The organism is Streptomyces sp. NPDC020780 (assembly GCF_044334475.1).
Taxonomy (GTDB): Bacteria; Actinomycetota; Actinomycetes; order Streptomycetales; family Streptomycetaceae; genus Streptomyces.
In genome coordinates this window covers 66,125-92,293 of the sequence record NZ_JBIRTB010000010.1, presented here as the reverse complement: position 1 = coordinate 92,293, position 26,169 = coordinate 66,125, and the positions used below count along the sequence as shown (strand labels likewise).

Sequence of the window (26,169 nt, the reverse complement as noted above, 5' to 3'; positions counted from 1 at the left end):
GTGTTGTGAACGCGAGACGCCGTCGGGCGCTACTGGTCGCCGTTGCGAAGATGCTGGGTCCCGGGGAGCGGGTCGAGGCGACCGCGCTGGTGAATCTGAGCGAGGTCTCGTTCAAGAAGAACCTGGCGATGGGGGTTGCCGCGGCGATTCTGAGCGGTGGTGCGATGACGATGGCCATGGCGCCGCAGCCGATGTACCTCGCGGTGACCGGAGAGCGTCTGTTCCTGTTCCAGGCGAACCAGACCTTCGCGAAACCCGACCGGTTCGTGGGGACGTTCCAGCTCGACGACGTGAAGCGGACCGAGGTCGAGCGGGGCCTCCTGAAGCACTCCTTCGTCCTCGTCGACGAGGCGGGGGAGAGCGCTCTGCGCGTCTACTTCCCGCGGATCGGCGGCGGCAAGGAACTGGACGCGGTGGCACGGCTGATCCCCGTGGTGTCGGCCGTAGCGGCATAGAGCCGGTTCGGGCGCTCCGGCGCCCGAACCCGGGACGCCGCACCGGGTTCCGTCCGGGGTAGGTTCGAAGGGTGAACGCCGAAGCCCCGGGCCGTATCGTCCTGCTCACCGCCAGCCACCGGGTCGCGCCGGGACTGCTGTCCTGGCCTGCCTGGCAGACGCTGCACGCCGCCGACCGCGTGCTGTGCGCCGAGGCCGACCATCCGCAGCTGCCGTATCTGAGGGAGGCGGGGGTCGCCGTCGAGCACGCGGCACCCTCGGCCGAGGAGCTCGTGGACGCCTGTGCGGGCGGGCGGACGGTCGTGGTGCTGGTGGGCGGTGAGGGCAACCAGCCGCTCACCGACGGACTGGCCCGGCTCGGCGGATCGGGCAGGGTGCACATGCCGGACCTGGAGCTCCTGCCCGGCTCCTACGACCTGCCGGGCGCCCGGCTCCTCGACCTGGTGCAGGTCATGGACCGCATCAGGCTCGCATGCCCGTGGAGCTCGCAGAAGACGCACGAGGGCCTCGCGAAGTACGCCATCGAGGAGGCGTACGAACTGGTCGAGGCCATCGAGGACGGCGACCGGGACGAGCTGCGCGAGGAGCTCGGGGACGTACTGCTCCAGGTGGTCTTCCACGCCCGGATCGCCCAGGAGGACCCGGACGAACCGTTCGCGATCGACGATGTCGCCGGCACGATCGTGGAGAAGCTGATCCACCGCCACCCGCACGTCTTCGGTGAGGAGACCGCCGAGACCCCGGACGACGTGCGCGCCCACTGGCTTCGGACCAAGGCGATCGAGAAGCAGCGCGATTCGGTCACCGACGGGGTGCCGCTCGGCCAGCCCGGCCTGGCGCTCGCCGCGAAGCTGGCCGGCCGGGTCCGCACCGCCGGGCTGGACGTGGCGCTCCCCGAGGGCGACGGCGTCGGCTACCGGCTCCTCACCCTCGCCGTACGCGCCGAGCAGGACGGCACCGACCCGGAGGCCGCGCTGCGGGCCGCGGCGCGTGCGTACCGGGACGCGATCCGGGCGGCGGAGGGCCACGGGGCGGCGCCGGATACCGTCGAGGAGTGAACGACAGCCCCGCCGACAACCGCGCGGACCCCTCGGCCGACCGTCCCGCGGATCCCCCGGCCGCCGGTTCCGGGTGTCCTCCGGCCGCCGTCTCCGGAGGAAACCCGGCCGCCGCCGCGCCCCCCGAGAGCCCCCTCGAGGGCACCCCCGGTGGCGCCCCGGCCGGGCCTCCCGCCGGCTGCCCCGTCGACCACCCCGCCCCCGGCGGCGCCCCCGAACTCTTCACCTGGGAGTTCGCGACCGACCCGTACCCCGCCTACGCCTGGCTCCGCGAGCACAGCCCCGTTCACCGCACCGCGCTGCCCAGCGGTGTCGAGGCCTGGCTGGTGACCCGGTACGACGATGCCAGGCAGGCCCTCGCCGACGCCCGCCTCTCCAAGAACCCCATGCACCACGCCGGGTCGGCGCAGGCCAAGGGGAGGACCGGCATCCCGGGCGAGCGCAAGGCGGAGCTGATGACGCACCTGCTCAACATCGACCCGCCGGACCACACCCGGCTGCGCCGGCTCGTCTCCAAGGCGTTCACCCCCCGCCGGGTCGCCGAGTTCGCGCCCCGCGTGCAGGAGCTGACGGACCGGCTGATCGACTCCTTCGTCGAGGAGGGCTCGGCGGACCTCATCCACGACTTCGCCTTCCCGCTCCCCATCTACGCGATCTGCGACCTGCTGGGCGTCCCCCCGGAGGACCAGGACGACTTCCGCGACTGGGCGGGCATGATGATCCGCCACGGCGGCGGCCCGCGCGGCGGTGTGGCCAGGTCGGTCAAGAAGATGCGCGGCTACCTCGCCGAACTCATCCACCGCAAGAGGGAGAATCCCGGCGACGACCTGATCTCGGGTCTGATCCGGGCGAGCGACCACGGTGAGCACCTCACCGAGAACGAGGCCGCGGCGATGGCGTTCATCCTTCTCTTCGCCGGTTTCGAGACGACCGTCAACCTGATCGGCAACGGTACCTACGCGCTGCTGCGTAACCCGGAGCAGCGCGGGCGACTGCAGCGCTCCCTCGCCGAGGGCGAGGAGGGCCTGCTGGCCACCGGCATCGAGGAACTGCTGCGGTACGACGGGCCTGTCGAGATGGCGACCTGGCGCTATGCCACCGAGCCCGTCACCCTCGGAGGTCAGGCCATCGCGGTCGGGGACCCCGTGCTCGTGGTCCTGGCCGCCGCGGACCGCGACCCGGAGCGATTCCGGGATGCGGACACCCTGGACCTCGCGCGGAGTGACAATCAGCACCTCGGATACGGGCACGGCATCCACTACTGCCTGGGAGCTCCCCTGGCCCGTCTGGAGGGGCGGACGGCGCTGGCCACCCTGCTGCGGCGCCTTCCTGACCTGCGGCTCGCTCCGGAAGCGGCCGACGTACGGTGGCGTGGAGGGCTCATCATGCGCGGACTGCGCACTCTTCCCGTGGAGTTCGATCCCGGACACCGGTCCGTCGGGAGTGACCCTCCGTCAAGTCTGTGATGTTCGCGTGATCTCCGCTGCATCGACTTGTGACACACGTTCGAGTCCGGCTAGGTTCACCGTTCGACTCACCAGCCACACGTCGGTCACACGGAAGGCAATCCCATGGGCTCCGCGAACGGCAGACACCGTCGCCCTCGTCAGGCACCCGCCATCGTCGTCGCCGCGGGCGTGACGGGATCGGCCATCGCCATCCCGCTGCTCGGTGCGGGCGGCGCCCACGCCGCCGAGGCGTCGACCTGGGACCGGGTCGCCGAGTGCGAGAGCGGTGGCACATGGAGTGCCGACCTGGGCAACGGCCAGTACGGCGGTCTCCAGTTCTCGCAGGACACCTGGTCGGCCTTCGGTGGTACGGCGTACGCGGCGCGGGCCGACCTCGCCAGCCGCTCGCAGCAGATCGCGGTCGCCGAGAAGGTTTTGGACGCCAAGGGGCCGCAGGCCTGGCCCAGTTGTGCGCTGATCTCCGGGCTCGCCGTGGACGGCACCCTGCCGGGTGTCGACCCGGGCGGCGATCCGGCCGCCGAGCCGTCGGACTCCGCGAGCCCCTCGGGCGCCCCCTCGCCGGAGGCGTCGGACCGTACCGGCGAGGCGGACGCGAAGGGCGGCACCGCCGCGGACGAGAAGGACCGGCCGAGCGGCACGACCGGCAAGCAGGACGAGCAGGGCAAGAGCGGCAGGGCCGACGCCGACTCGGCCGACCCGTCCTCGCCTTCCGCCACCCCCTCGCCCGCGGCATCCGAGGCTTCCCAGGGCTCCGGGCCCGCGCGGGGCGAGAGCGCCAAGGGCGGCAAGCACCGCGGTACGCCTGCCCCGGAGGCGAGCGCCGAGGCGGACGCCGGGAGCGCCCGCGAGTCCGGCCGGCACGCCTCGCGCGGCGACGCAGGGGCGCGCACGGGCGCGGAGGCGGGCACGGACGCCTCGTACACCGTCCGCGAGGGCGACAACCTCTGGGCGATCGCCGACGCGCAGGAACTGCCCGGCGGCTGGACGGCGCTGTACGAGGCCAACAAGGACGAGCTGGGTTCCGACCCCGACCTGATCCTCCCGGGCCAGAACCTCGACCTGAGCCTCCAGGGCGCCTCCGACTCCGCGCCTGCGGACGCCGGTACGGGTACGGGGAGCGGCGCGGAAGCCGCTGCCGGCAACTGATCGAAAACGGGAAAACACCCCGAAAGCGGGGGCAGTTCAGAGGCCTATGTCCACTTATGCGTAAGTGAGACATGGGTCTCTTTGCTTCAACTGGCGGTTCGCGCCCGCCCGGTCCGCCCATATCCGCTCCGACCTGCGGAAATCATCCATCTCCCCGGGGTGGTACGGGCTGATTGGTCGTTATGTCCATCTTTGAATGTCGGGCTTGCCTGTGTTTACGGTCGGAACCGCTCGCACCGCGGGCACCTTCGACCGTCACGCCGAATCCTGCCGTCGGACGAAGGGGACAGACGCGTAAAGCGCCGTAGGCAGGAGCGGGGGACCCAGGTAAGTGCCGGGCCCGGCCGTCGAGAGACGGGCGAGGACCGGCTCGGGGTGAAGTCGGCCGCGAGAGCGGGCGACCGGGCGACTCACAGCCCGAACCCGACAGCTCACCTCGTAGGCGTCGGTGAGGAGAACCATGCTGCTTTCCAGCAAGGGCAAGCACCGCCGCCCGTCCAAGGCCGTCCGTGTCGCCACCCTGGTCGGCGTGGCCGGTGCCGCCGTCGCCGTCCCCCTGATGGGTGCGACGGGCGCCTCAGCCGCTTCCGTCGCCACGTGGGACGCCGTCGCGCAGTGCGAGTCCGGCGGTAACTGGTCGATCAACACCGGCAACGGTTACTACGGCGGCCTGCAGTTCTCGGCGTCCAGCTGGGCCGCCGCCGGCGGCACGCAGTACGCCGCCCGGGCCGACCTGGCCTCCAAGGCGCAGCAGATAGCCACCGCCGAGAAGCTTCTCGCCATGCAGGGCCCGGGTGCCTGGGCCTGCGCCGGTGCCGGCGGCCTGACGAACGACGGTGTGGACCCGGGTGTCGACACCGGTTCCGCGAAGAACGGCGACACGGCCCCGCAGGCCGCGCCGGAGCGCAAGGCCGAGCAGCCCACCACGCGCAGCGAGACCCGCAAGGCCCCGGAGGCGGCGAAGACCGTCACCACCCCGACGGGCGGCAAGGTCAAGAAGGGTGACGGGGAGTACAAGGTGAAGGCGGGCGACACCCTCAGCAAGATCGCCGAGGCGAAGCACGTCAAGGGCGGCTGGCACAAGCTGTTCACGCTGAACGACGACATCGTCGAGAGCGCCGACCTCATCTTCCCGGGGCAGCAGCTCCACCTGAAGTAGTCCCGGGCCCTCCTCCTTCCCAGGGACGCGGGGTGCCCGGCGGCACCCTGCGTGCTGTCCGGCCCGGCGCGCTCACACCCCCCCGTGCGCGCCGGGCCGGAGGCGTGTCCGGGGCCTCGTAGGGCTGCCGGGTTCGCGGCTGACCGTTCAACCTTTGTAGCTACTGGCCGGTATTTCTTGGACCTTTGCCCGGAATGCAGGCTCTTGGGTCCTTTTTCGTCCCAGGGGACGGGCGGTCGGCCGACGGAGCGGGCCGGGCCGGTTAGGCTCGTGTCGCAAGGCCACAGTGACCCTGCACAACCAGTGTCATATCCCAGAAGGAGATGCCTCGTGCCGTCCATCGACGTCGTCGTAGCCAGGGAAATCCTCGACTCCCGGGGCAACCCCACGGTCGAGGTCGAGGTCGGCCTCGACGACGGCAGCACGGGTCGTGCTGCCGTTCCGTCCGGCGCCTCCACCGGTGCGTTCGAGGCCATCGAGCTTCGCGACGGCGACCCCAACCGCTACCACGGCAAGGGGGTCGAGAAGGCCGTCCTGGCCGTGATCGAGCAGATCGGCCCGGAGCTCGTCGGGTACGACGCCACCGAGCAGCGCCTCATCGACCAGGCGATGTTCGACCTCGACGCCACCGAGAACAAGGGCTCGCTCGGCGCCAACGCCATCCTCGGCGTCTCGCTCGCCGTGGCCCACGCGGCGTCCGAGGCCTCCGACCTCCCGCTGTTCCGCTACCTCGGCGGCCCGAACGCGCACCTGCTGCCCGTTCCGATGATGAACATCCTGAACGGCGGCTCGCACGCCGACTCCAACGTGGACATCCAGGAGTTCATGATCGCGCCCATCGGCGCCGAGTCCTTCTCCGAGGCCCTGCGCTGGGGCGCGGAGATCTACCACACGCTGAAGAAGGTCCTCAAGACCAAGGGCCTGTCCACCGGTCTCGGCGACGAGGGCGGCTTCGCGCCGAACCTCGAGTCCAACCGCGCCGCCCTCGACCTCATCCTCGAGGCCGTCAAGGAGGCCGGTTACGTCCCCGGCCGCGACATCGCGCTCGCGCTGGACGTCGCCGCCTCCGAGTTCTACAAGGACGGCGTCTACGAGTTCGAGGGCAAGTCCCGTACCGCCGCCGAGATGACCGAGTACTACGAGGAGCTCGTCTCCGCGTACCCGCTGGTCTCCATCGAGGACCCGCTGTACGAGGACGACTGGGACGGCTGGAAGGTCATCACCGAGAAGCTCGGCTCCAAGGTGCAGATCGTCGGTGACGACCTCTTCGTCACCAACCCCGAGCGCCTCGCCCGTGGCATCGAGGAGGGCTCGGCCAACGCCCTGCTCGTGAAGGTCAACCAGATCGGTTCGCTGACCGAGACCCTGGACGCCGTCGAACTCGCGCAGCGCAACGGCTTCAAGTGCATGATGTCCCACCGCTCCGGCGAGACCGAGGACGTCACCATCGCCGACCTCGCCGTCGCGGTGAACTGCGGTCAGATCAAGACCGGCGCCCCGGCCCGCTCGGACCGCGTCGCCAAGTACAACCAGCTGCTGCGCATCGAGGAGATCCTCGACGACGCGGCGGTGTACGCGGGTCGTTCGGCCTTCCCGCGGTTCCGCTTCGAGGCCTGACAGACCTCGGCAGGACCTCGGCGCACCAGCCTCCGTCCGTCCCCGCACCCGGTCCCGTACCGTGTGCGGGGACGGACGTGCGTAACGGGGAGGCGTGAGAGATGGCCGGGAAGGACCGCGACCGGTTCTCCACCACGACCAGGCTGCGGTTGCTCGGCGAGCAGACGGCGGCCCGCGTCTACCGGTCCCAGAACCGCCGTCAGGCCCGCCGCTCCCGGCTCACGGGCCGGGCGGCGTTCCTGGCGCTGATCGTGTGTTCCCTGGTGGTCGCGCTCGCGTACCCGATGCGGCAGTACATCTCCCAGCGCGACCAGATCGCCGAGCAGGAGAGGCTGTCGAGGGAGGCACACGAGCGGACCGAGGAACTGCGGGACGAGAAGGCGCGGCTCAAGGACGACGCGTACATCCGCCGCCTGGCGCGTGAGCACCTCCACTACGTCATGCCCGGGGAGACCGGTTACACGGTGATCGACCCGGACGCGGCCGAGGTCCGTCGCGGGGAGCAGGGCGCGACGGGCCGCCCCTGGCACACCAACCTCTGGGACGGCGTCGACAGCGCGGACCGCGAGTGACCCCGTCCGCGTACGGGGCCGGGCGCCCGCACCCGTCCGTCCCGCACCCGTACCCACACCGATACATACAGACCCACCGATGACATTCAAGGCAGGCATGGACACGCCCCCTCCGCAGACCGAATCCACTCCGCCCACCGCCGCGGACATCGCCGCGTTCGAGCAGCAGCTCGGCCGGCCGCCGCGCGGACTGCGCGCCATCGCGCACCGGTGCCCGTGCGGCAACCCGGACGTGGTGGAGACGCAGCCCCGTCTGGAGGACGGCACGCCGTTCCCGACGACGTACTACCTGACCTGCCCGCGTGCCGCGTCCGCGATCGGCACGCTGGAGGCCAACGGGGTCATGAAGGAGATGACCGAGCGGCTCACGACGGACCCGGAGCTGGCGGCCGCGTACCGCGCGGCGCACGAGGACTACATCGCGCGCCGCGACGCCATCGAGGTCCTGGAGGGCTTCCCGAGCGCGGGCGGCATGCCGGACCGCGTGAAGTGCCTGCACGTCCTGGTCGGCCACTCGCTGGCGGCGGGGCCCGGGGTGAACCCGCTGGGCGACGAGGCGATCGCGATGCTGCCCGAGTGGTGGGCGAAGGGCCCCTGCGTGACGCCGTGCGCGGTTCCCGGCTCGGGCGGGGACGCGGGCGAGGGCGAGGACGCGGGCGAGCCCGGCGAGGGGGCGGGCCGGTGACCCGCGTCGCCGCCGTCGACTGCGGTACCAACTCCATCCGCCTGCTCGTCGCCGATCTGGAGCCCGCCACCGGGGCGTTGACCGAACTCGACCGCCGGATGAAGGTCGTACGGCTCGGCCAGGGCGTCGACCGCACCGGACGGCTGGACCCCGAGGCGCTGGAACGGACCTTCGCCGCCTGCCGCGAGTACGCGGAGGTGATCAGGGAGGCCGGCGCGGAGAAGGTCCGGTTCGTCGCCACCTCCGCCTCCCGGGACGCCGAGAACAGCGAGACCTTCGTCCAGGGCGTCGTGGACATCCTGGGTGTCGAGCCCGAGGTCGCCACCGGGGAGCAGGAGGCGCAGCTCTCCTTCGACGGGGCCACCAGGGAACTCGCGGGCAGCGACCACCTGGAGAAGCCGTACCTCGTCGTGGACATCGGCGGCGGCTCCACGGAGTTCGTCGTCGGCGACGACGAGGTCCGGGCAGCCCGTTCCGTGGACATCGGCTGCGTGCGCATGACGGAACGTCATCTGGTGCGGGACGGCGCGGTCGTCGACCCGCCCACGCCCGACCGGATCACCGCGATCCGCACGGACATCGAGGCCGCGCTGGACCTGGCGCAGGAGACGGTGCCGCTCGCCGGGGCGGCGACCCTCGTCGGGCTGGCCGGCACGGTCACCACGGTCGCCGCGATCGCGCTCGGCCTGCGGGAGTACGACGCCGAGGCGATCCACCACTCCAGGGTCTCGCTGACCCAGGTACGGGAGATCACCGCGCGGCTGCTCGCCTCGACGCACGAGGAGCGGGCGGCGATCCCCGCGATGCATCCCGGGCGGGTCGATGTGATCGCCGCCGGGGCGCTCGTCCTGCTCGCGGTCATGGAACGGACCGGAGCCCATGAGGTGGTCGTCAGCGAGCACGACATCCTCGACGGCATCGCCTGGTCCGCCGCCTGATCACCGCGTGCCGCACGGCGCTGCGAGGGGCGCGCTCAAACGCGTTGCAACCTGCCCCTTTGAGCCTTTCGGGGCCTCTTCGGGCCGGTCCGGAGGGGCCTTTCGCGGGGCGCCGCGACGAAGTTCGTGAACTTCTTCACAAGGAATTCGGCCCCCGTGGGTGAAGTTCTTCCGTCAGGGGGCCGCCCGGGTCGCTCCCGGGGTCGCGGGAGGGGGGTGCGCGGGTGTTTCGGGCGTGTGGCGCCGGAGTGTCACGGGCGGCCGGTTCGCCGCGCCCGGGGGCTCAAGGGCCAGCTCACAGGTGGTGAACAACGTCCGCGCGCACGCGGTGGTTCCCCGTCGGCGTCATGACCTGGGTCACGTGGGCGGCGAAGTGTAGCAGAGGGTGGCGCAGACCTTGTGAAGGGGCTCACGAGCCTGCCCCCCGAGGGGGGTGGATACTCGATGGCATGAGCACCACGGAGCGTCCCAGGATCCTCGTTGTAGGCGGTGGGTACGTAGGCCTGTACGCAGCTCGTCGCATTCTGAAGAAGATGCGGTACGGGGAGGCGACCGTCACGGTCGTCGACCCACGCTCGTACATGACGTACCAGCCCTTCCTCCCCGAAGCTGCTGCCGGCAGCATCTCGCCTCGGCATGTCGTCGTCCCACTGCGACGCGTCCTGCCCAAGGCGGAGGTGCTCACCGGTCGCGTCACGACCATCGATCAGGACCGCAAGGTCGCCACGGTAGCGCCGCTCGTCGGCGAGGCCTACGAGCTGCCCTTCGACTACCTGGTCATCGCGATGGGCGCGGTCTCCCGCACCTTCCCGATCCCCGGCCTCGCCGAGCAGGGCATCGGCATGAAGGGCATCGAGGAGTCCATCGGGCTGCGCAACCACGTCCTCGAGCAGCTGGACAAGGCCGACTCGACGACCGATGAGGAGGTCCGCCGCAAGGCGCTGACCTTCGTCTTCGTGGGCGGCGGCTTCGCCGGCGCGGAGACCATCGGCGAGGTCGAGGACATGGCGCGCGACGCCGCCAAGTACTACTCGAGCGTGAAGCGCGAGGACATGCGCTTCATCCTGGTCGACGCCGCCGACAAGATCCTTCCCGAGGTCGGCCCGAAGCTGGGCGCGTACGGCAAGGAGCACCTGGAGAGCCGCGGTGTGGAGATCTACCTCTCCACCTCGATGGACTCCTGCGTCGACGGTCACGTGGTGCTGAAGAACGGCCTCGAGGTCGACTCCAGCACGATCGTGTGGACGGCCGGCGTGAAGCCGAACCCGGCCCTGGCCCGCTTCGGCCTGCCGCTGGGCCCCCGCGGTCACGTGGACACCTCCGAGAAGCTCCAGGTGCAGGGCACCGACTACATCTGGGCCGCGGGCGACAACGCCCAGGTGCCGGACATGGTCGGCCGCCGGGCCGGCAACCCCAACGCCTGGTGCCCGCCGAACGCCCAGCACGCGCTGCGGCAGGCCAAGGTCCTCGGTGACAACGTCATCTCCGGCATGCGGGGCTTCCCGCAGAAGGAGTACAGCCACGCCAACAAGGGTGCGGTCGCCGGTCTCGGCCTGCACAAGGGCGTCGCGATGATCGTCATGGGCAAGGTGAAGATCAAGCTCAAGGGCCGTCTCGCCTGGTACATGCACCGTGGCTACCACGGCATGGCGATGCCGACCTGGAACCGCAAGATCCGGATCTTCGCCGACTGGACGCTGGCCATGTTCCTCAAGCGCGAGGTCGTCTCGCTCGGCGCCATGGAGACTCCGCGCGAGGAGTTCTACGAGGCCGCCAAGCCGAGCCCCGCGCCGGTCGCCGCCAAGGCCGAGGGCGAGAAGGCGAAGGCCTCCTAGCCACCCGCACGTCACCGAAGGGACCGTCCGCCATCCGTGGTGCGGGCGGTCCCTTCGGCGTTTCCGCCGGCGGGGCCAACTGTATGGCCTATGCAGGTATTTTGCCGTTCTGTTGCACCGCTGCGGGAAGGCCCCTGGTCCGAGTGGCGTTGGGTCAGGTGTACCTCGCCGTCGCCCCGAGGTGTCGCGGCCCGGTTCGGGTGCGTATATGCGAATTTAGGCACGTTGGGAAACACCACCACGGAGGTGTGCGCCATGGCAGACGCCGCGTCGCGGCTGACCGCTCTCGCCGAGGAGTTGCTGGGAGAACCCCTGCCGGTCCGGATCCGGGCCTGGGACGGCAGCGAAGCAGGGCCGCCGGGCGCCCCGGCCCTCGTCCTGCGCCATCGCCGCGCCCTGCGCAGGCTGCTCTGGAAGCCGGGCGAACTCGGCCTGGCCCGCGCCTGGGTGGCCGGTGAGATCGACGTCGACGGCGACCTCTACGAGGCCCTGGGCCATCTGGCGGCGCTCCTGTGGGAGCGCGGCGCCGACGCCAAGGACTCCGTCCACCCGGTACGGGACCCGAAGGTCCGCGCCTTCGCCGGCGGCCTCGTACGGCTGGCCGGGCCCTGGCCGCCGCCGCACCCGCCCGCCGAGGAGGTCCGCCGCCGCTCGGGAGCACTGCACACCAAGCGCCGCGACAAGGAGGCCATCAGCCACCACTACGACGTGGGCAACGACTTCTACGCACTGGTCCTCGGCCCGTCCATGGTCTACTCCTGCGCCTACTGGCAGGACGGCGGCACGCTCGAGGACGCCCAGCGCGACAAGCTCGACCTCGTCTGCCGCAAGCTCGCGCTGAAGGAGGACGACCGCCTCCTCGACGTCGGCTGCGGCTGGGGCTCCATGGCGATCCACGCCGCCCGCGAGTACGGCGCCCGGGTCACCGGGGTCACCCTCTCCGCCGAGCAGGCGGCCTTCGCCCGCAAGCGCATCGCCGAGGAGGGCCTCACCGAGCGGATCGAGATCCGCGTCCAGGACTACCGGGACGTCAGGGACGGCCCGTACGACGCCATCTCCTCCATCGGCATGGCGGAGCACGTCGGCTCCGTCCGCTTCCGCGAGTACGCCGATGATCTCTACGCCCTGCTGAAGCCCGGCGGCCGGCTGCTGAACCACCAGATCGCCCGCCGCCCCGAGAAGGACGAATCGGCCTACCACGTCGACGAGTTCATCGACGCCTACGTCTTCCCGGACGGGGAGCTCGCCCCCGTGGGCCGCACCGTGGCCACTCTGGAGGAGGCCGGTTTCGAGGCGCGCGACGTCGAAGCGATCCGCGAGCACTACGCCCTGACCCTGCGCCGGTGGGTGGCCAACCTGGAGGAGAACTGGAAGGAGGCGGTCCGCGCCACCTCGCCCGGACGCGCCAGGGTCTGGCGGCTCTACATGGCCGCCTCCGCGCTCTCCTTCGAACGCAACAAGATCGGTGTCAACCAGATCCTCGCGGTGCGCCCGCAGGAGGGCGGCCCGGCGGGTATGCCCCTGCGCGCCCGCGACTGGACGGCCTCGGCGGCCGGCTGATCCCCCGACGCGGAAGGGCCGGCACCCGCAGTGCGGATGCCGGCCTTCACGTCTGTCGTCCACGGGGTGTCCCGCGGTTCCCGGCGGGCGCGCGACGACAGCTACGGCACCTCGCCGCAGGGTCGGGACGTCCCCGTACATCCCGTACGCGGACGTCCCTCCGGCCCGCGGTGCCGTCGTGCCCGACGCCGCGCGCCGATCCGCCCGGAATCGTGGGGCGGGCCCTACTCGGTCTTGATGGCGGTCAGCATGTTCAGCTTCGCTCCGCTGCGGGCCGGCCACAGGGACGCCAGCACACCCACGAGCCCCGCCAGCACCAGGAAGAGCGCTATCCGGTCCCACGGGATGACGAGGGCGTACCCCGGGATGGAGGAGGACAGGGCCTTTCCGATCGCCCAGCCGAGGAACATGCCGAGGGCGACGCCGACCACCGCTCCGAAGAGCGAGATGACCACGGCCTCCAGCCGGATCATGCGCTTGACCCTGCGCCGGTCCAGCCCGATCGCCCGCAGCATGCCGATCTCCTGCTGCCGCTCGAACACCGACATGGCCAGGGTGTTGACGACCCCGAGGACCGCGATGACCAGGGCCATCGCCAGCAGCCCGTACATGATGTTCATCGCGGTGTTCACGAACCCGCCGAACGTGTCCCGGATGCCCTGGCGGTCCATGATGCTCATCGCCGGGTTGTCGCCGAGCGCGTCGACCAGCGCCTGCTCGTTGGCCGCGTTTTCGCCGCCGTCCATGGTCAGCCACACCTGGAAGATGTCGGCGAGGCCCTCGTGGGGTGCGATGACCTGCTCGGGGACCAGGACCGGAGAGAGGAACTCGTTGCCCTCGTAGAGAGCCCCGACCTTCAGGGTCTCCTTCTTGTCGTCCAGGAAGGTCACCGGAACGCTGTCACCGGTCTTCCAGCCGTGCGAGGTGGCGGTCTTGCGGTCGACGGCGATCTCGCCGTCCTTCAGCGACGAGAGCGAGCCGGAGACCGTCTTCAGGGCGAAGACCTTCTCGATGTCGCCGGGGGTGACGCCGGTGGCCGAGAGCCCCGCCTCACCGACGGTGAGCCAGGTGGCCCGCTGGGGAGAGGCCGCGGTGACGCCGTCGGCCTTGCGCAGGGCGGTGAGGGCTGACTCGTCGAGCGAGCCCCCGCTGGCCATCGAGACCATGTAGTCGGCCCGGATGTTGTCCGTCGTCACCTTGTCCACGGCCTGGCCGAGCGTGACGCCCAGCACCGAGATCCCGGTGACCAGCGTGAGGCCGATCGCCAGCGCCGACGCGGTGGCGCCGGTGCGCCGCGGATTGCGGACAGCGTTCTGTGCGGCGAGTTTGCCGGAGACGCCGAAGAACTTGCGCAGCAGCGGACGCACCAGGGCGATCACCGGGCGGGAGAGCAGGGGGATGAGCACGATGACACCGGTCAGGGCGAAGAACGCCCCGACACCGATGACCACCTTGCCGTCCGCGCCCTGGGAGGAGCCGAGGACGACCGCCGCGGACCCGAGCAGGGTGAGTACCCCGCCGACCGAGTTCCGCAGGACCAGGGACTTGGTGCTGGCCACCGCGTGCACGCTGCTCATCGCCGCGACCGGCGGGATCTTGGCGGCGCGGCGGGCCGGCAGCCAGGCGGCGAACACGGTGATCAGGACGCCGACGGCGAACGCCGAGACCACGGCGGTGGGGGAGACGACCAGGGGCCCGGCCGGGATCTTCCCTCCGAACGCGCCCATGGCGGAGCGCAGGCCCGTCGCGAGCCCGACACCGAGCAGCAGGCCGATCACCGAGGCGATCAGGCCGACCACACCGGCTTCGGAGAGGACGGCCCACTTGACCTGCCGGCGGGAGGCGCCGACGGCGCGCATCAGGGCGAGTTCCTTGGTGCGCTGGGCGATGAGCATGGTGAACGTGTTGGCGATCAGGAAGACGCCGACGAAGAGCGCGATGGCAGCGAAGGCCAGCAGCAGCTGGTTGAGGTTCTTGAGGCCGTTCTCGGTCTGCCTGGCCTCCTCGTCCGCGACGGCCGCACCCGTCTTGGCCTCGGCGCTCTCCGGGAGGAGGGGCTTCACGGCGTCCAGCAGCCGCTGGTCGGAGGCGCCGGCCGCGGCGGTCACGGTGACGTCCTTGAACTGTCCCGGCCGCAGGTAGAGCTGCTGGGCTGTCGCGGTGTCGAAGAGGACCAGGCTGCCCCCCGCGTTCACGGCGCCGTCCTCGGTCGTGAAGACACCGGAGAGGGTGTATTCCTTGACCGGGCCGTTCGTGGCGACCCGCACCGGGCCGCCCACGCGGTACTCGCCCTTGCGCGCGGTCTCCTTGTCGAGGGCGACCTGGCCGGCCTCCGCCGGCCCGCTGCCCTCGGTGAACGTGTACTGCGCGTCCTTGCCGTCAGCGCCGGGGGAGAAGTTGGCTCCGGTGTTGGACCAGCCGTTGCCGATCAGTTTGCCGTCCGGGTCGGCGACACCGGCGAACCCGGAGACCCGCCCGGTGGCCTCGGCCACGCCGTCCAGGGCCCGGATCTTCGCGAGGGTGGCCTCGTCGACGGCCGGGGTCTTCTCGTCGCCGCGCTCGGCCCAGGTGGTGACGGCGACGGCCACCTTGTCGTAGTTCTTGGCGGACTGGTTGCGGAAGGCGTTGCCGAGGGTGTCGGTGAAGACCAGCGTGCCGGAGACGAAGGCGACGCCGAGCATCACGGCGAGCACGGTCATCAGCAGTCTGGCCTTGTGCGCGAGGACGTTGCGCACAGCGGTACGGAACATGTCGTGGATTCCCGGGGGGAGTTCGGTAGGGGGCGGCGGGGGCGGGCAGCAGCCGTCAGCTGGTGCGGCCCTTCGCGTCGAACGCCTTCATCCGGTCGAGGACACCGTCGGCGGTGGGGTGGAGCATCTGGTCGACGACCGCCCCGTCGGCGAGGAAGAGCACGCGGTCCGCGTACGAGGCGGCGACCGGGTCGTGGGTCACCATCACCACGGTCTGGCCGAGTTCGCGCACCGAGTTGCGCAGGAAGCCGAGCACCTCGGCGCCCGAGCGTGAGTCCAGGTTCCCGGTCGGCTCGTCGCCGAAGATGATCTCGGGCCGGGACGCCAGGGCGCGGGCCACGGCGACGCGCTGCTGCTGACCACCGGAGAGCTCGGTGGGCCGGTGATGGAGGCGGTCGGCCAGGCCGACCATGTCGATGACCTTCTGCAGCCACGCGGCGTCCGGCTTACGGCCGGCGATGTCCATCGGCAGGGTGATGTTCTCCAGCGCGGACAGGGTCGGCAGGAGGTTGAAGGCCTGGAAGATGAAGCCGATCTTGTCCCGGCGCAGCTGGGTGAGCTGCTTGTCCTTCAGCGTGCCGAGCTCGGTCTCGCCGATGCGTACGGAGCCGCTGCTGAAGCTGTCGAGGCCGGCCACGCAGTGCATCAGGGTCGACTTGCCGGAGCCCGAGGGCCCCATGATCGCGGTGAACTCGCCCTGGGGGAAGTCCACGGTCACCCGGTCCAGGGCGACCACCTGGGTCTCACCCTGTCCGTAGACCTTCGACAGCTCCGTGGCGCGGGCGGCGACCGCGGTGGTGCGGTGAACGGCGGTGGTGGTCACAGGGGTACTCCTGGTTCGGGTGGTGCGGGGCCTGCTCGGGGACCCCTCCATCCTCACCGTCGTTCTCCGCCCGGTCGTCAGTCCCCGTACCCGTTCCGGGAACCCTCTTGAGTCGCACCGGCGGGGCCCCGGAGTACTTCTCGGGTATGACACCGCCCCTGAGAGCGTCCGCCCTCAGGGGCGTGGGGCGGCCGGGCCGCCGCGCCCTCGAACCCGGTGGCCGGGTGCGGGGGCCTGGGTGCCGTACGCCGGGATGTCGCGGCTCAGCGCTGTCGGTGACGGCCGGACCACCCGGGACAGCCAGGGGTCGTCCCAGGCGACGGGCGACGGGCGACGGTCCGGCGGCAGGCCCCGGCTCCTCTGCCGGGCGAGGGACAGAGCCCGGCGACCGCCCTGATGTCGTTGTCGTGGACATGGGCGGTCGGCCGCGCCCGCGCACGTGCCGGTCACTCGGGGTGACGCATCGGGCGGCGGTCACCGGGGGACGATCGACCGCGCCGACCGCCTGCGCGAGCTGGCGCTCCTCCCCGACCGGCTGTACCCGGCTGCCGGGGTGGACGGCATGCTCGTTACGCTGCTGCCCGGCGAGAGCGCCGTGTTCCGTGTCGCGGGGCCCGTGCTGAAGGACCCGGAGGTACGGGGACCCCGGCCGGTCCTGGGGCGCGTCGGTGACGACACCACCGGTGAGGTGGCGAAGAGCCGGCGAACGGTGGCGCGCCCATGGCGCTTGGCCCGGACGGGTGGGGCGACTTTCCGTCATTCCCGTTCGCCGGGGTTCGTACCCCCCGGCCCACCCGGGCACGCGCTGACGCCTGTCACCTGTCTGACGGTCCATCAAACAGTCAATAAAATAAGACAACATCGAGCAGATGTTCCGCTGCCCGAGGGACGCCCCCCGATAGGGTCTTGTGCCAACGCGGAGCCGCGCGCCCACGCCCGGGTGGTGGAATGCAGACACGGCGAGCTTAAACCTCGCTGCCTCCTCGGGGGCGTGCCGGTTCGAGTCCGGCTCCGGGCACTCAACTCGCGGTGCGGGTTGAGCTGCCGTCGAAGCCCGGCGCACACCGGATCCGTGCGGTCGAGGTGTGCGTGGCAGGGTTGCCTGCCGCCGGCGCGAACGGAACCGGGGCGGCCGCCCGGTGATTCAGTGGTCAACTTCTCCGAAAGATCCTCCTCCGGTAGTGGACGGATTGTTTTGCCTACCCATTACTCTTGTGGGAAGGCCACGCTGGGTGGCCATGGAGGAGTGAGATGAGGAGCAGCAACCCGGTCTTCTCGCGACGGGGGTTCAGCCGCGACAACGGCTACGCGGGCTTCAACGCGGCGCCGCAGGCCGGGGCCCCCGCAGCGGGTGCCAACCCGTACGCGCAGGGCGCCGCCGCCAACCCGTACGCCACCAATCCCTACGCCCAGCAGGACACCCGGTACGGCGCCCCGCAGGCGCCGGCGCGCACCGACGTGATGACGATCGACGACGTCGTCACCCGTACGGCCATGACGTTGGGCACCGTGGTGCTCACCGCCGCGCTCTCCTGGGCCCTGCTGCCGGTCGACGAGGCCAATCTCGGCAAGTCCTACGGCATCGCCGTCGGCGCCGCCCTGGTGGCCTTCGTCTTCGCGATCATCCAGTCGTTCAAGCGCAAGGCGTCCCCGGCGCTGATCATCGCCTATGCGGCCTTCGAGGGTGTCTTCCTCGGGGTGATCTCCAGCACGGTCAGCACCTACATCAGCCCCGGCACCGTGATGCAGGCGGTGATGGGCACCATGTGCGTCTTCGCCGGTGTCCTCATCGCGTACAAGATGCGCTGGATCCGCGTCACCCGCCGGTTCTACGGCTTCGTGATGGCCGCCGCCATGGGCTTCGTGCTCCTGATGATGGTCAACCTGCTGTTCAGCGTGTTCGGCGGGGGTGACGGCCTGGGCTTCCGCAGCGGCGGCCTCGGCATCCTCTTCGGAGTCATCGGGATCATCCTCGGCGCCTGCTTCCTGGCCCTCGACTTCAAGCAGGTCGAGGACGGCATCAACTACGGCGCCCCGCGCGAGGAGTCCTGGCTGGCCGCGTTCGGCCTGACCCTGACCCTCGTCTGGATCTACCTGGAGATGCTGCGCCTGCTCTCCATCCTCAACGGGGACGACTGACCCCGCAGGCACACCACACACGGCGCGGCCCGCAGGCTCCTGAGCCTGCGGGCCGCGCCGTTCGGTTGCCCCCGGGGCCGGGAGGCGCTCGGAGCGGCTTCCGGGCCGCCCGCCCCAAGTGGTATGCGGGGACGATCGCCTGGCGTGGCCGTAGGTGAGGTCGCGTCCGCTCCGCCGCCGGCCGGCCCACTCCCCGAAGGGGGAGAGGGCCCTCCTCCGCGGGGCGGAGCGGGTCAGCGAGACCATCACCGGTGCGACCGGGAATCCGGGAGAGCCGATTGCGGGGTCTCCTCGGAGAAGCCATGAGACCTCGGCGCCTGCGACGCGGTCGCGGTACGCGGTTCTGGTCCTTCCCGGCACCCTGCGCGAGCGGGGGCCCGTTCGGCAACCGTCCGGTGGGGCGCGTAGGGTCGCGGCGTGCTCGATACGACACCTCTGATCACCGCTGTGGACCGATTCGCCGACCGCCTGCGCAGCGCTCCGCAGAGCAGGCTGCAGCGCGGGGCCGGCGCCGAGGCGCTGGCCCTGGCGAGGGAACTGTCCGCGCGCGCCCAGCGCGTGGAGGCGCCGGAGCGGGAGCCGCGTGTCATGCCGGACGCCGGGATATTCGCGGTGGGCGACCAGCTCGCCGTCGCCGGCCGCGATCTGGCCGTGGCACTGGAAACGGCCTCGTCCCAGGAACTGGACGAGGCCGTGCGCTGTGTCGAGGCGGCGGCGGAGCGGGCCTTCTCCTCCGGGTCCGGCTGACCGGGCGCCGCCGGGCGGTGTCAGAACGAGGCGATGACGCGGTCCGCGAGGATGTAGACGTTCTCCTCCCCGCACGAGAACGTCAGCGCGTAGGCGCCGGAGACGCCGGACCCGCCCAGCAGCACGGGCTGCTCGCCCGCGCGCAGCGACTCGGCGAGCCGCTCGGCGGTCTCGCGGTGGCCGGGGGTCATGCAGAGGGTGGTGCCGTCGGCGAAGACGTACACGTCCAGCGTGCCCAGCGGGCCCGGGCGCACGTCGGTGAGCTGGGTGCCGGTGTCCGCGAGCCGCTCCAGCCGGTTCACGGTACGCTCATGGTCGGTGACGACCGGTGTCTGCGTGGGAATGAAGTCCGGGTGTGAAGGGTGGCGGCGACGGGCTGCGGCCAGCTCCGGGGAGTCCTCGGCGAATTCGGCGACCTCGGGCAGGTCGGTCAGTTCCACCAGCTCTTCGAGGGCCTCGGTGGCTTCGAGGTCCATCGCCTCGAGACCGGCGAAGTCGGCCTGGCGGGGCATGAAGAACGGGACGTCCTCACCGAGACCGGCGATTCCGCCGAGCAGGGACGGGGCGTCGGCGGCGTCACGCGCCTCCTGCGCGGCCCAGAAGGCGCGGGCCTCGGCGAGCTCGCGCTCCCGCTCCTCGGCAAGTGCTTCGGCCACCGCCGTGCGTATCTCCTCGGCCGTGGTGGCGGTGCTCCGGTTCTGCTGCTCGGGGACGGAAACATGGCGGTCGCGGCCCTCCGCCAGCTCCGTCCGCAGGGCCGTGACCTGCTTGCGCAGCCCGTGAGCAGCGTGCAGAGCGGCGGCGCCGACGGCCGTGGCAGCGGCGGTGGTCAGCAACAGGGCAAATGACATGGCGCTCACTGACATACTCCCGGTTTCAATCGACACCCCCCGACTTCTTACATCAGCTTGTCCTGTGCCTGCGCCTGCTGTCAGTGCATTACGTCACGAAATGGACAGGTCTTTGGGCCCGGTGTTCCGTCCTGGGGCGGGTGTGACCAGGGAAAACGATTCTCCCCCGGGACGCAGATCACATCCTGGGGGAGATTCGGTCACGTTCGGAGCTCAGCCCGATTCAAACGGGCCCTCACGCGGGACAGGGGAGGCCCACCTGACGCCGTCGGCCGCCTCCCGGGACCACCGGAGGCCGCCTTCGCTGCGGCTCAGCTCAGCCGCGTGGTGTCCTTGGTCGCGTTCGCTTCGCCTCCGCTGCGGGCAGGTGCCGCCTGCGGCGACCCCTACCCTTCGCTGCGGCTCAGCTCAGCCGCTCGATGACCATAGCCATGCCCTGGCCGCCGCCCACGCACATCGTCTCGAGGCCGAACTGCTTGTCGTGGAACTGCAGGCTGTTGATCAGCGTGCCGGTGATGCGGGCGCCCGTCATGCCGAAGGGGTGGCCGACGGCGATCGCGCCGCCGTTGACGTTGACCTTGTCGAGCGGCAGGCCGAGGTCCCGGTAGGACGGGATGACCTGGGCGGCGAACGCCTCGTTGATCTCGGCCAGGTCGATGTCGTCGATGGTCAGCCCGGCCCGCTTCAGCGCCTGCTTGCTGGCCTCGACCGGCCCGTATCCCATGATCTCGGGGGAGAGCCCGGACACGCCCGTCGAGACGATCCGTGCCAGGGGAGTCAGACCCAGCTCGCGCGCCTTGGTGTCGGACATGATCACGAGGGCGGCGGCGCCGTCGTTGAGCGGGCAGCAGTTGCCCGCGGTGACCAGCCCGTCGGGGCGGAACACCGGCTTCAGGCCCTGAACGCCCTCCAGGGAGACGCCCGCGCGCGGACCGTCGTCCTTGGAGACGACCGTGCCGTCCGGCGTCGTCACCGGGGTGATCTCGCGCTCCCAGAAGCCGTTCTTGAGGGCTTCCTCGGCGAGGTTCTGCGACCGTACGCCGAACTCGTCCATGTCCTGACGCGTGACGCCCTTGATCCGGGCGAGGTTCTCCGCGGTCTGCCCCATCGCGATGTACGCGTCCGGGACCAGGCCCTCCGCGCGCGGGTCGGTCCAGCTCGCTCCGGACTCCTCGGCGCGGGCCGCGGTACGCGCCTCGGCCTCGGCGAAGAGCGGGTTGTGCGTGTCCGGCAGGCTGTCGGAGTTGCCCTTCACGAAGCGGGACACCATCTCGACGCCGGCGGAGATGAAGACGTCCCCCTCGCCCGCCTTGATCGCGTGCAGCGCCATGCGGCTGGTCTGCAGCGAGGACGAGCAGTAGCGGGTGACCGTACATCCGGGGAGGTGGTCCATGCCCATCTGCACGGCGATGATGCGGCCCAGGTTGTTGCCCTGCTCCCCGCCCGGAAGGCCGCAGCCGAGCATCAGGTCGTCGATGTCCTCCGGATCCAGCTCCGGGACCTTGTCCAGCGCGGTCCGGATGATGGTCGCGGTCAGGTCGTCCGCGCGCAGGTCCTTGAGAGACCCCTTGAAGGCCCGGCCGATGGGCGAACGGGCGGCAGAGACGATCACGGCTTCGGGCATCACGCGGCTCCATGAGGGCTGGAAGGCAGGAAGGCTGGACATGGACTGACTTGGAAGTTACCCGTACGTACAGCTGAGGTCACCCGGCAGGCGATGTGACGCCGACCTCTTTTCTAAGCAACCGCTCAGTCGCTCGGGTTGTTCCCGCCGGGCCCGCTCCTGAACCGTCCCGTCCCGTTCCTGACACGGGCCGCCACGTCGCTCCGGAACCCCGGCGAGGCGGGCGGCGGGTCCTCGCCGGCCTCCTCGTGCGGCACCGGCTCGGTGTGTGCGGGCAGCCTCCGCCGCCGCCGGTGCTTGAGCAGGGCCCACGGTGCCCGCGCTGCCGTGACCTCCGTACCGGCCTCGCGGGCCGCCTGGGACGCCGCCTTGGCCACCGGCAGGATGTCCTCGCGCCGCGAGCCGTCCAGATGGTCGGACTCGGGCCACAGGCCCAGGGCCGCGCACAGCGTCGGCAGCATCGCCATCGCCGCCGTCGCATAGCCCTCGGCCGAGGGGTGGTAGTTGTCGGGGCCGAACAGCTCCCGCGGGTTCGCCTCGAACTCGGGCCCCAGCAGGTCGCCCAGCGACACCGTCCGCCCGCCCTGCTCCACCGCGCCGATCGTCTGCGCCGCCGCCAGCTGCCTGCTCACCCGCCGGGCCAGCCACCGCAGCGGCTGGTATACCGGCTCGATCGTGCCCAGGTCGGGACAGGTGCCGACGACCACCTCGGCGCCGGCCGTGCGCAGCCTGCGTACGGCCGTGGTCAGGCAGCGCACCGACTGCGTGGCCGGCATGCGGTGCGTCACGTCGTTCGCGCCGATCATGATCGCGCAGACGTCCGGCATCCCCGACGGATCCGCCAGGACCAGCGACACCTGGCGTTCCAGATCGTCGGACCGTGCCCCGGGCAACGCCACGTTCCGCAGATCCACCGGGCGCTCGGCCACCGCGGCCAGCCCGGACGCCAGCAGCGCCCCCGGTGTCTGGCCGGCCCTGCGCACCCCTTGGCCGGCCGCCGTCGAGTCGCCGAGCAGCGCGAGGCGCAACGGGTCGGCGGGACCGGCGAACGCCACCCCGTAGCGTCCGTCCGCGCTCGGCGGAACCGGTGCCGTACCCCCGCCCACCTGCCGTTTCGCCAGCTGCACCTCCGCCAGCAGCAGGCCCACCGCCGCGGCGCCGATCAGCCCGACGCTGCCGCCGCCGTAGGCCGCGCCCGCCGCGATCCGCCGTGCCACCCTCGCTCTCGACACAGTCCGGTCCACCTCCTCCATGCCGTACAGCCGTACACAGCACTACCTGCCCCGCGGGGGGCATTGCCCAATCGCACCCCCCGTTCCCGTGCGCCTGCGCATAGTCTTGCCTGACCATCTCGGAGATCCCGGAGTACACGGTGCAATTCCACGATTCGATGATCAGTCTTGTCGGCAACACCCCGCTGGTGAGGCTGCGCAATGTGTCGGCAGGCATTCAGGCGACGGTCCTGGCCAAGGTCGAGTACTTCAATCCCGGCGGGTCGGTGAAGGACCGCATCGCGCTGCGCATGATCGAGGCGGCCGAGCAGAGCGGCGAGCTGAAGCCCGGCGGCACGATCGTCGAGCCGACCAGCGGCAACACGGGCGTCGGCCTGGCCATCGTCGCCCAGCAGAAGGGCTACAAGTGCATCTTCGTCTGCCCGGACAAGGTGTCCACGGACAAGATCAACGTGCTGCGTGCCTACGGCGCCGAGGTCGTCGTCTGCCCGACGGCCGTCGACCCCGAGCACCCGGACTCGTACTACAACGTCTCGGACCGCCTGGTCCGTGAGACGCCGGGGGCCTGGAAGCCCGACCAGTACTCCAACCCGAACAATCCGCGCTCCCACTACGAGACCACGGGCCCGGAGCTCTGGGAGCAGACGGACGGGCGGATCACGCACTTCGTCGCGGGTGTCGGCACCGGCGGCACGATCACGGGTACCGGCCGCTATCTCAAGGAGATCAGCGAGAACCGCGTGCAGGTCATCGGTGCCGACCCGGAGGGCTCCGTCTACTCCGGAGGATCCGGCCGGCCGTACCTCGTGGAGGGCGTCGGTGAGGACTTCTGGCCGAGCGCCTACGACCGTACGGTCACCGACGAGATCGTCGCCGTATCCGACAAGGACTCGTTCCGGATGACGCGCCGCCTCGCCAAGGAGGAGGGGCTGCTCGTCGGCGGATCCTGCGGCATGGCGGTGGTCGCCGCGCTGGAGGTGGCCAAGCGGCTCGGCCCCGACGACGTGGTGGTCGTCCTGCTGCCGGACAGCGGCCGCGGATACATGAGCAAGATCTTCAACGACGAGTGGATGGCCGACTACGGCTTCCTGGAGGACACCGGCCCGTCCGCACGGGTCGGCGCCGTCCTCGACTTCAAGGAGGGCCCGCTCCCCTCGCTCGTCCACATGCACCCGGAGGAGACGGTCGGCGAGGCCATCGAGGTACTGCGCGAGTACGGCGTCTCCCAGATGCCGATCGTGAAGCCGGGCGCCGGGCACCCGGACGTGATGGCCGCGGAGGTCATCGGCTCCGTCGTCGAGCGGGAGCTCCTGGATGCCCTGTTCACCCAGCGCGCCTCGCTCTCCGACGCTCTGGAGAAGCACATGTCGGCCCCGCTGCCGCAGGTCGGCTCGGGCGAACCGGTCGAGGACCTGATGGCCGTGCTCAGTGGTACGGACGGGGCCGATGCGGCGATCGTCCTCGTCGAGGGCAAGCCCAAGGGGGTAGTGAGCAGGCAGGACCTGCTGGCCTTCCTCGCCAAGGACGCCACCCCCAAGCAGTGACGCCCCGGTTTCCGGGCTTCGCGAAAACGGTACGAGCGCGACACGTACGCGCAGCACCGGCTTAACACGGCTGCGGCAGAGTGATCGGTGCCGGCAGGGAAACCCGCCGGCACCGAGTACGGCGACACGGACTACGGAGCGGCTCCCGGACCTCCACCGTCGCCCGGACGCGACACCCGGCCCTGACCCGGGACCGCGTCCCTCGTGGGGACCGCCGTCGTCCCGCCCCCCGGGTGACCGGGGGTGCGGCGGTCCCCACGACAACTCGCCGCCCGGAGCTCCCGGTCTCCCGTCCTCCGGTTCCTGGTTCCCGGCTTCCTGCCTGGGGGCTCTGGGTCTCCCGTCTGCCGTTTCCCGGCTTCTCGCCCCGGTCTCACGTCCCCCGGTCTCCGGGCCCCGTCCTTGCGGCGTTCTCAGTCCTGTCGGCCGGCCGCACCGGGCCCGGTGCGGAGCCGGGGCCACGCGCGGGCGGCGTGTACGGCGTTGACGCCGACGACGCCCAGCCAGGCCACGACGAGTCCGCCCGTCCCCGCGTGGGCGGCGCCGATCGCCGACAGTGGGACGGCCAGCACCAGTGAGACGACCACGAAGCCGAATCGCTCTCCGAAGCTCCCTCCCGCTCCTTCGGGCCGCGCGGCGGCGCGCACGGCGCTCGTCCGCTGCTCGGCGACGTGCCTGCGCACCTGCCGGTCGAGCCTGCTGTCGAGCCGCTGCTCGACCTTCTCCAGGAACGAGTCGACGAGTGCGCTCTCGAACTCGGGGCCCAGCTCGCCGCGGGCCTGGAGGGTGGCGTCGAGCTCTCGCCTGAGCTCGGGGTCACGGGCTGCTTCCATGCGTGTCACGGTACGGAGCCGGGGCGCCCGGGTCATGGGGGCTGACCCCCGTGTTCGCCCTGGGGGCAGCCTGCCGTCAACCGAACAACGGGGCCAGGTGGTCAACAAGGACAACGCCTTCACCATGCGGACCGTGCCGCTGATCCACCTGTGGGGCGCCGCAGGCAAACCGGGCGGCAAGAACCCGCCGGCCGGCGAGACCACCCTGCGTCCCATGAGCCTGGCCTGCACCGAGGGCGAGATCTTCGAGATCATCCGCCGCTACCAGGGCTGGGGCGTCCAGGTCGAGATCGACGCCGCCAAGCGGAGGGGGCTCTACCACATCTCGGAGTACAACAACCTTGTCCGACAGCTCACCGTCGGGTGAGGTGGTCACCATGACGTCCCAGTATCCCGCCGCCCTGCCCCTGCTGCTCGGCGTCGTCGTCGCCGCTGTGACCGCCTTCGGTCTCGTCGGATACGGCTTCCCGGCGATCGGCAGGGGCGGCCGTGGGGCCGTGGCAGGCGGCGGCGCCGCGCTTGCCGGAGCCCTCGCCGCAGTCGCCTACGCCTGGGGTCTGGTGTCGCTCTTCCTCGACGAGAGCGGCACCGCACTGGCCTGCCAGGAAGCGAACCCTTCGCTGTACGGGCAAGTGAGCGGGTACAGCGTGTCCTACCTGCCACCGGCCCTCGACTGCCGCCTCACGTCGGGTGGTGCGTACGCGGCGGCCGTCCCTGACTTCGTTACGCCCGTGATGACGGCCGGTGCAGTGATCGCGGCGACGCTCGCCCTGATCGCCGTCGCCGAACGCCTCCACGTCGGAAAGGGCGCCGACAACCCTCGTGGACGTCCATGACAAGCGTCGCCGCTCGGCCGCCGACGCCCTCGCCCGCCGCCGGCACGACGAGACCTGACGCCGCTCCGCGCGGCTCGGCGCTCCGGTGGAAGAGGGGCCGAGGACGGCCTGGGGGCGTGGCATTCAGCGGATGCGGGCCACGCCGGCTCCTGACGCCCGGCTCCCGGCCGCCCAGCAGCGGATCGACCGTCTGCCGGGTGGCCGGAAGCCGTCCCGCACTGCGAGCAGGTCCGGCTGTATATGGACATTCAGCCTGCGTGCTGGCTGAATGGATTCGGCGGTGCCGGTCCGGCGCG

22 protein-coding genes, 1 tRNA gene and 1 riboswitch are annotated in these 26,169 nt (G+C 71.1%); of the genes, 17 read left to right on the top strand and 6 right to left on the bottom strand.

Translation table 11 applies throughout. The features are described from left to right. The first annotated feature begins 5 nt into the window (after positions 1 to 5). From ACH4VO_RS20645 to ACH4VO_RS20595, 11 genes are all read left to right on the top strand, one after another. Positions 6 to 455: a hypothetical protein gene (locus ACH4VO_RS20645; protein WP_360987272.1), complete on the top strand. Its 450-nt coding sequence runs from the start codon at positions 6 to 8 to the stop codon at positions 453 to 455. A 71-nt stretch (positions 456 to 526) separates the two neighbouring features. Further along, on the top strand, positions 527 to 1,513 hold the full coding sequence (locus ACH4VO_RS20640) for a nucleoside triphosphate pyrophosphohydrolase (protein WP_360987274.1): 987 nt from the start codon (positions 527 to 529) through the stop codon (positions 1,511 to 1,513). After that, positions 1,510 to 2,979, top strand: a complete 1,470-nt coding sequence (locus tag ACH4VO_RS20635; RefSeq protein ID WP_360987276.1) for a cytochrome P450 — start codon at positions 1,510 to 1,512, stop codon at positions 2,977 to 2,979. Before ACH4VO_RS20640 ends, ACH4VO_RS20635 begins: the two co-directional genes overlap by 4 nt. Positions 2,980 to 3,084: 105 nt before the next feature. Beyond that, positions 3,085 to 4,128, top strand: coding sequence for a transglycosylase family protein (locus tag ACH4VO_RS20630; protein ID WP_360987278.1), 1,044 nt, complete (start codon positions 3,085 to 3,087; stop codon positions 4,126 to 4,128). A gap of 290 nt (positions 4,129 to 4,418) precedes the next feature. Continuing rightward, positions 4,419 to 4,588: riboswitch (cyclic di-AMP (ydaO/yuaA leader) on the top strand. Next, complete coding sequence (locus ACH4VO_RS20625; RefSeq protein ID WP_360987280.1) at positions 4,589 to 5,287, top strand: transglycosylase family protein; 699 nt, start codon at positions 4,589 to 4,591, stop codon at positions 5,285 to 5,287. It abuts the riboswitch before it with no gap. 330 nt (positions 5,288 to 5,617) lie between these two features. Continuing rightward, positions 5,618 to 6,904, top strand: a complete 1,287-nt coding sequence (gene eno, locus ACH4VO_RS20620; RefSeq protein ID WP_360987282.1) for a phosphopyruvate hydratase — start codon at positions 5,618 to 5,620, stop codon at positions 6,902 to 6,904. A 101-nt stretch (positions 6,905 to 7,005) separates the two neighbouring features. After that, positions 7,006 to 7,476: a septum formation initiator family protein gene (locus tag ACH4VO_RS20615; protein WP_360987284.1), complete on the top strand. Its 471-nt coding sequence runs from the start codon at positions 7,006 to 7,008 to the stop codon at positions 7,474 to 7,476. Positions 7,477 to 7,573: 97 nt separating this feature from the next. Further along, on the top strand, positions 7,574 to 8,161 hold the full coding sequence (locus ACH4VO_RS20610) for a DUF501 domain-containing protein (protein ID WP_360987399.1): 588 nt from the start codon (positions 7,574 to 7,576) through the stop codon (positions 8,159 to 8,161). Beyond that, positions 8,158 to 9,099: a Ppx/GppA phosphatase family protein gene (locus ACH4VO_RS20605; protein ID WP_360987286.1), complete on the top strand. Its 942-nt coding sequence runs from the start codon at positions 8,158 to 8,160 to the stop codon at positions 9,097 to 9,099. Before ACH4VO_RS20610 ends, ACH4VO_RS20605 begins: the two co-directional genes overlap by 4 nt. A gap of 449 nt (positions 9,100 to 9,548) precedes the next feature. Further along, positions 9,549 to 10,934, top strand: a complete 1,386-nt coding sequence (locus ACH4VO_RS20600) for an NAD(P)/FAD-dependent oxidoreductase (RefSeq protein WP_360987289.1) — start codon at positions 9,549 to 9,551, stop codon at positions 10,932 to 10,934. 255 nt (positions 10,935 to 11,189) lie between these two features. Continuing rightward, complete coding sequence (locus tag ACH4VO_RS20595; RefSeq protein WP_360987291.1) at positions 11,190 to 12,494, top strand: cyclopropane-fatty-acyl-phospholipid synthase family protein; 1,305 nt, start codon at positions 11,190 to 11,192, stop codon at positions 12,492 to 12,494. 224 nt (positions 12,495 to 12,718) lie between these two features. Here the strand turns inward: ACH4VO_RS20595 and ACH4VO_RS20590 are convergent, their stop codons facing one another. Both ACH4VO_RS20590 and ACH4VO_RS20585 read right to left on the bottom strand, forming a co-directional pair. Continuing rightward, complete coding sequence (locus ACH4VO_RS20590; RefSeq protein ID WP_360987293.1) at positions 12,719 to 15,244, bottom strand: FtsX-like permease family protein; 2,526 nt, start codon at positions 15,242 to 15,244, stop codon at positions 12,719 to 12,721. A gap of 55 nt (positions 15,245 to 15,299) precedes the next feature. Continuing rightward, positions 15,300 to 16,067: an ABC transporter ATP-binding protein gene (locus ACH4VO_RS20585; protein WP_360987295.1), complete on the bottom strand. Its 768-nt coding sequence runs from the start codon at positions 16,065 to 16,067 to the stop codon at positions 15,300 to 15,302. Positions 16,068 to 17,001: 934 nt separating this feature from the next. Here ACH4VO_RS20585 and ACH4VO_RS20580 point away from each other — a divergent pair. The 3 genes from ACH4VO_RS20580 (at position 17,002) to ACH4VO_RS20570 (ending at position 18,953) form a co-directional block, all read left to right on the top strand. After that, positions 17,002 to 17,085, top strand: a tRNA-Leu gene (locus tag ACH4VO_RS20580). A gap of 233 nt (positions 17,086 to 17,318) precedes the next feature. Then, positions 17,319 to 18,206, top strand: a complete 888-nt coding sequence (locus ACH4VO_RS20575) for a Bax inhibitor-1/YccA family protein (RefSeq protein WP_360987297.1) — start codon at positions 17,319 to 17,321, stop codon at positions 18,204 to 18,206. A 417-nt stretch (positions 18,207 to 18,623) separates the two neighbouring features. Further along, positions 18,624 to 18,953: a hypothetical protein gene (locus tag ACH4VO_RS20570; RefSeq protein WP_360987299.1), complete on the top strand. Its 330-nt coding sequence runs from the start codon at positions 18,624 to 18,626 to the stop codon at positions 18,951 to 18,953. Positions 18,954 to 18,973: 20 nt separating this feature from the next. Here ACH4VO_RS20570 and ACH4VO_RS20565 read toward each other — a convergent pair whose 3' ends face one another. From ACH4VO_RS20565 to ACH4VO_RS20555, 3 genes are all read right to left on the bottom strand, one after another. Continuing rightward, entirely contained in the window at positions 18,974 to 19,804 is an 831-nt protein-coding gene (locus ACH4VO_RS20565) for a hypothetical protein (RefSeq protein WP_360987301.1), read from the bottom strand. 403 nt (positions 19,805 to 20,207) lie between these two features. Further along, positions 20,208 to 21,428: an acetyl-CoA C-acetyltransferase gene (locus tag ACH4VO_RS20560; protein ID WP_360987303.1), complete on the bottom strand. Its 1,221-nt coding sequence runs from the start codon at positions 21,426 to 21,428 to the stop codon at positions 20,208 to 20,210. 125 nt (positions 21,429 to 21,553) lie between these two features. After that, positions 21,554 to 22,645 (bottom strand): SGNH/GDSL hydrolase family protein, encoded by a 1,092-nt coding sequence (locus ACH4VO_RS20555; protein ID WP_360987401.1) that lies wholly within the window; start codon positions 22,643 to 22,645, stop codon positions 21,554 to 21,556. A gap of 155 nt (positions 22,646 to 22,800) precedes the next feature. On the opposite strand from ACH4VO_RS20555, the gene ACH4VO_RS20550 reads away from it, so the two are divergent. Next, positions 22,801 to 24,204 carry a cystathionine beta-synthase gene (locus tag ACH4VO_RS20550; RefSeq protein ID WP_360987305.1) on the top strand — a complete coding sequence of 468 codons (1,404 nt, stop codon included), beginning with the start codon at positions 22,801 to 22,803 and terminating at the stop codon, positions 24,202 to 24,204. Positions 24,205 to 24,617: 413 nt separating this feature from the next. On the opposite strand, the gene ACH4VO_RS20545 is transcribed toward ACH4VO_RS20550, so the two are convergent. Then, positions 24,618 to 25,037, bottom strand: coding sequence for a hypothetical protein (locus ACH4VO_RS20545; protein ID WP_360987307.1), 420 nt, complete (start codon positions 25,035 to 25,037; stop codon positions 24,618 to 24,620). Between the two features lie 97 nt (positions 25,038 to 25,134). On the opposite strand from ACH4VO_RS20545, the gene ACH4VO_RS20540 reads away from it, so the two are divergent. Both ACH4VO_RS20540 and ACH4VO_RS20535 read left to right on the top strand, forming a co-directional pair. Further along, the gene (locus tag ACH4VO_RS20540; RefSeq protein ID WP_360987309.1) at positions 25,135 to 25,404 is read left to right on the top strand and encodes a hypothetical protein; all 270 of its coding nucleotides are present in this window, start codon (positions 25,135 to 25,137) and stop codon (positions 25,402 to 25,404) included. A gap of 10 nt (positions 25,405 to 25,414) precedes the next feature. After that, positions 25,415 to 25,873: a hypothetical protein gene (locus tag ACH4VO_RS20535; RefSeq protein WP_360987311.1), complete on the top strand. Its 459-nt coding sequence runs from the start codon at positions 25,415 to 25,417 to the stop codon at positions 25,871 to 25,873. The last annotated feature ends 296 nt before the right edge of the window (positions 25,874 to 26,169 follow it).

Coding starts and splice junctions, on each gene's coding strand:
- ACH4VO_RS20630 (WP_360987278.1), top strand. CDS start 3,085: ATGGGCTCCGCGAACGGCAGACACCGTCGCCCTCGTCAGGCACCCGCC.
- ACH4VO_RS20625 (WP_360987280.1), top strand. CDS start 4,589: ATGCTGCTTTCCAGCAAGGGCAAGCACCGCCGCCCGTCCAAGGCCGTC.
- ACH4VO_RS20615 (WP_360987284.1), top strand. CDS start 7,006: ATGGCCGGGAAGGACCGCGACCGGTTCTCCACCACGACCAGGCTGCGG.
- ACH4VO_RS20610 (WP_360987399.1), top strand. CDS start 7,574: ATGGACACGCCCCCTCCGCAGACCGAATCCACTCCGCCCACCGCCGCG.
- ACH4VO_RS20600 (WP_360987289.1), top strand. CDS start 9,549: ATGAGCACCACGGAGCGTCCCAGGATCCTCGTTGTAGGCGGTGGGTAC.
- ACH4VO_RS20595 (WP_360987291.1), top strand. CDS start 11,190: ATGGCAGACGCCGCGTCGCGGCTGACCGCTCTCGCCGAGGAGTTGCTG.
- ACH4VO_RS20590 (WP_360987293.1), bottom strand. CDS start 15,244: ATGTTCCGTACCGCTGTGCGCAACGTCCTCGCGCACAAGGCCAGACTG.
- ACH4VO_RS20575 (WP_360987297.1), top strand. CDS start 17,319: ATGAGGAGCAGCAACCCGGTCTTCTCGCGACGGGGGTTCAGCCGCGAC.
- ACH4VO_RS20565 (WP_360987301.1), bottom strand. CDS start 19,804: ATGTCATTTGCCCTGTTGCTGACCACCGCCGCTGCCACGGCCGTCGGC.
- ACH4VO_RS20560 (WP_360987303.1), bottom strand. CDS start 21,428: ATGCCCGAAGCCGTGATCGTCTCTGCCGCCCGTTCGCCCATCGGCCGG.
- ACH4VO_RS20545 (WP_360987307.1), bottom strand. CDS start 25,037: ATGGAAGCAGCCCGTGACCCCGAGCTCAGGCGAGAGCTCGACGCCACC.
- ACH4VO_RS20535 (WP_360987311.1), top strand. CDS start 25,415: ATGACGTCCCAGTATCCCGCCGCCCTGCCCCTGCTGCTCGGCGTCGTC.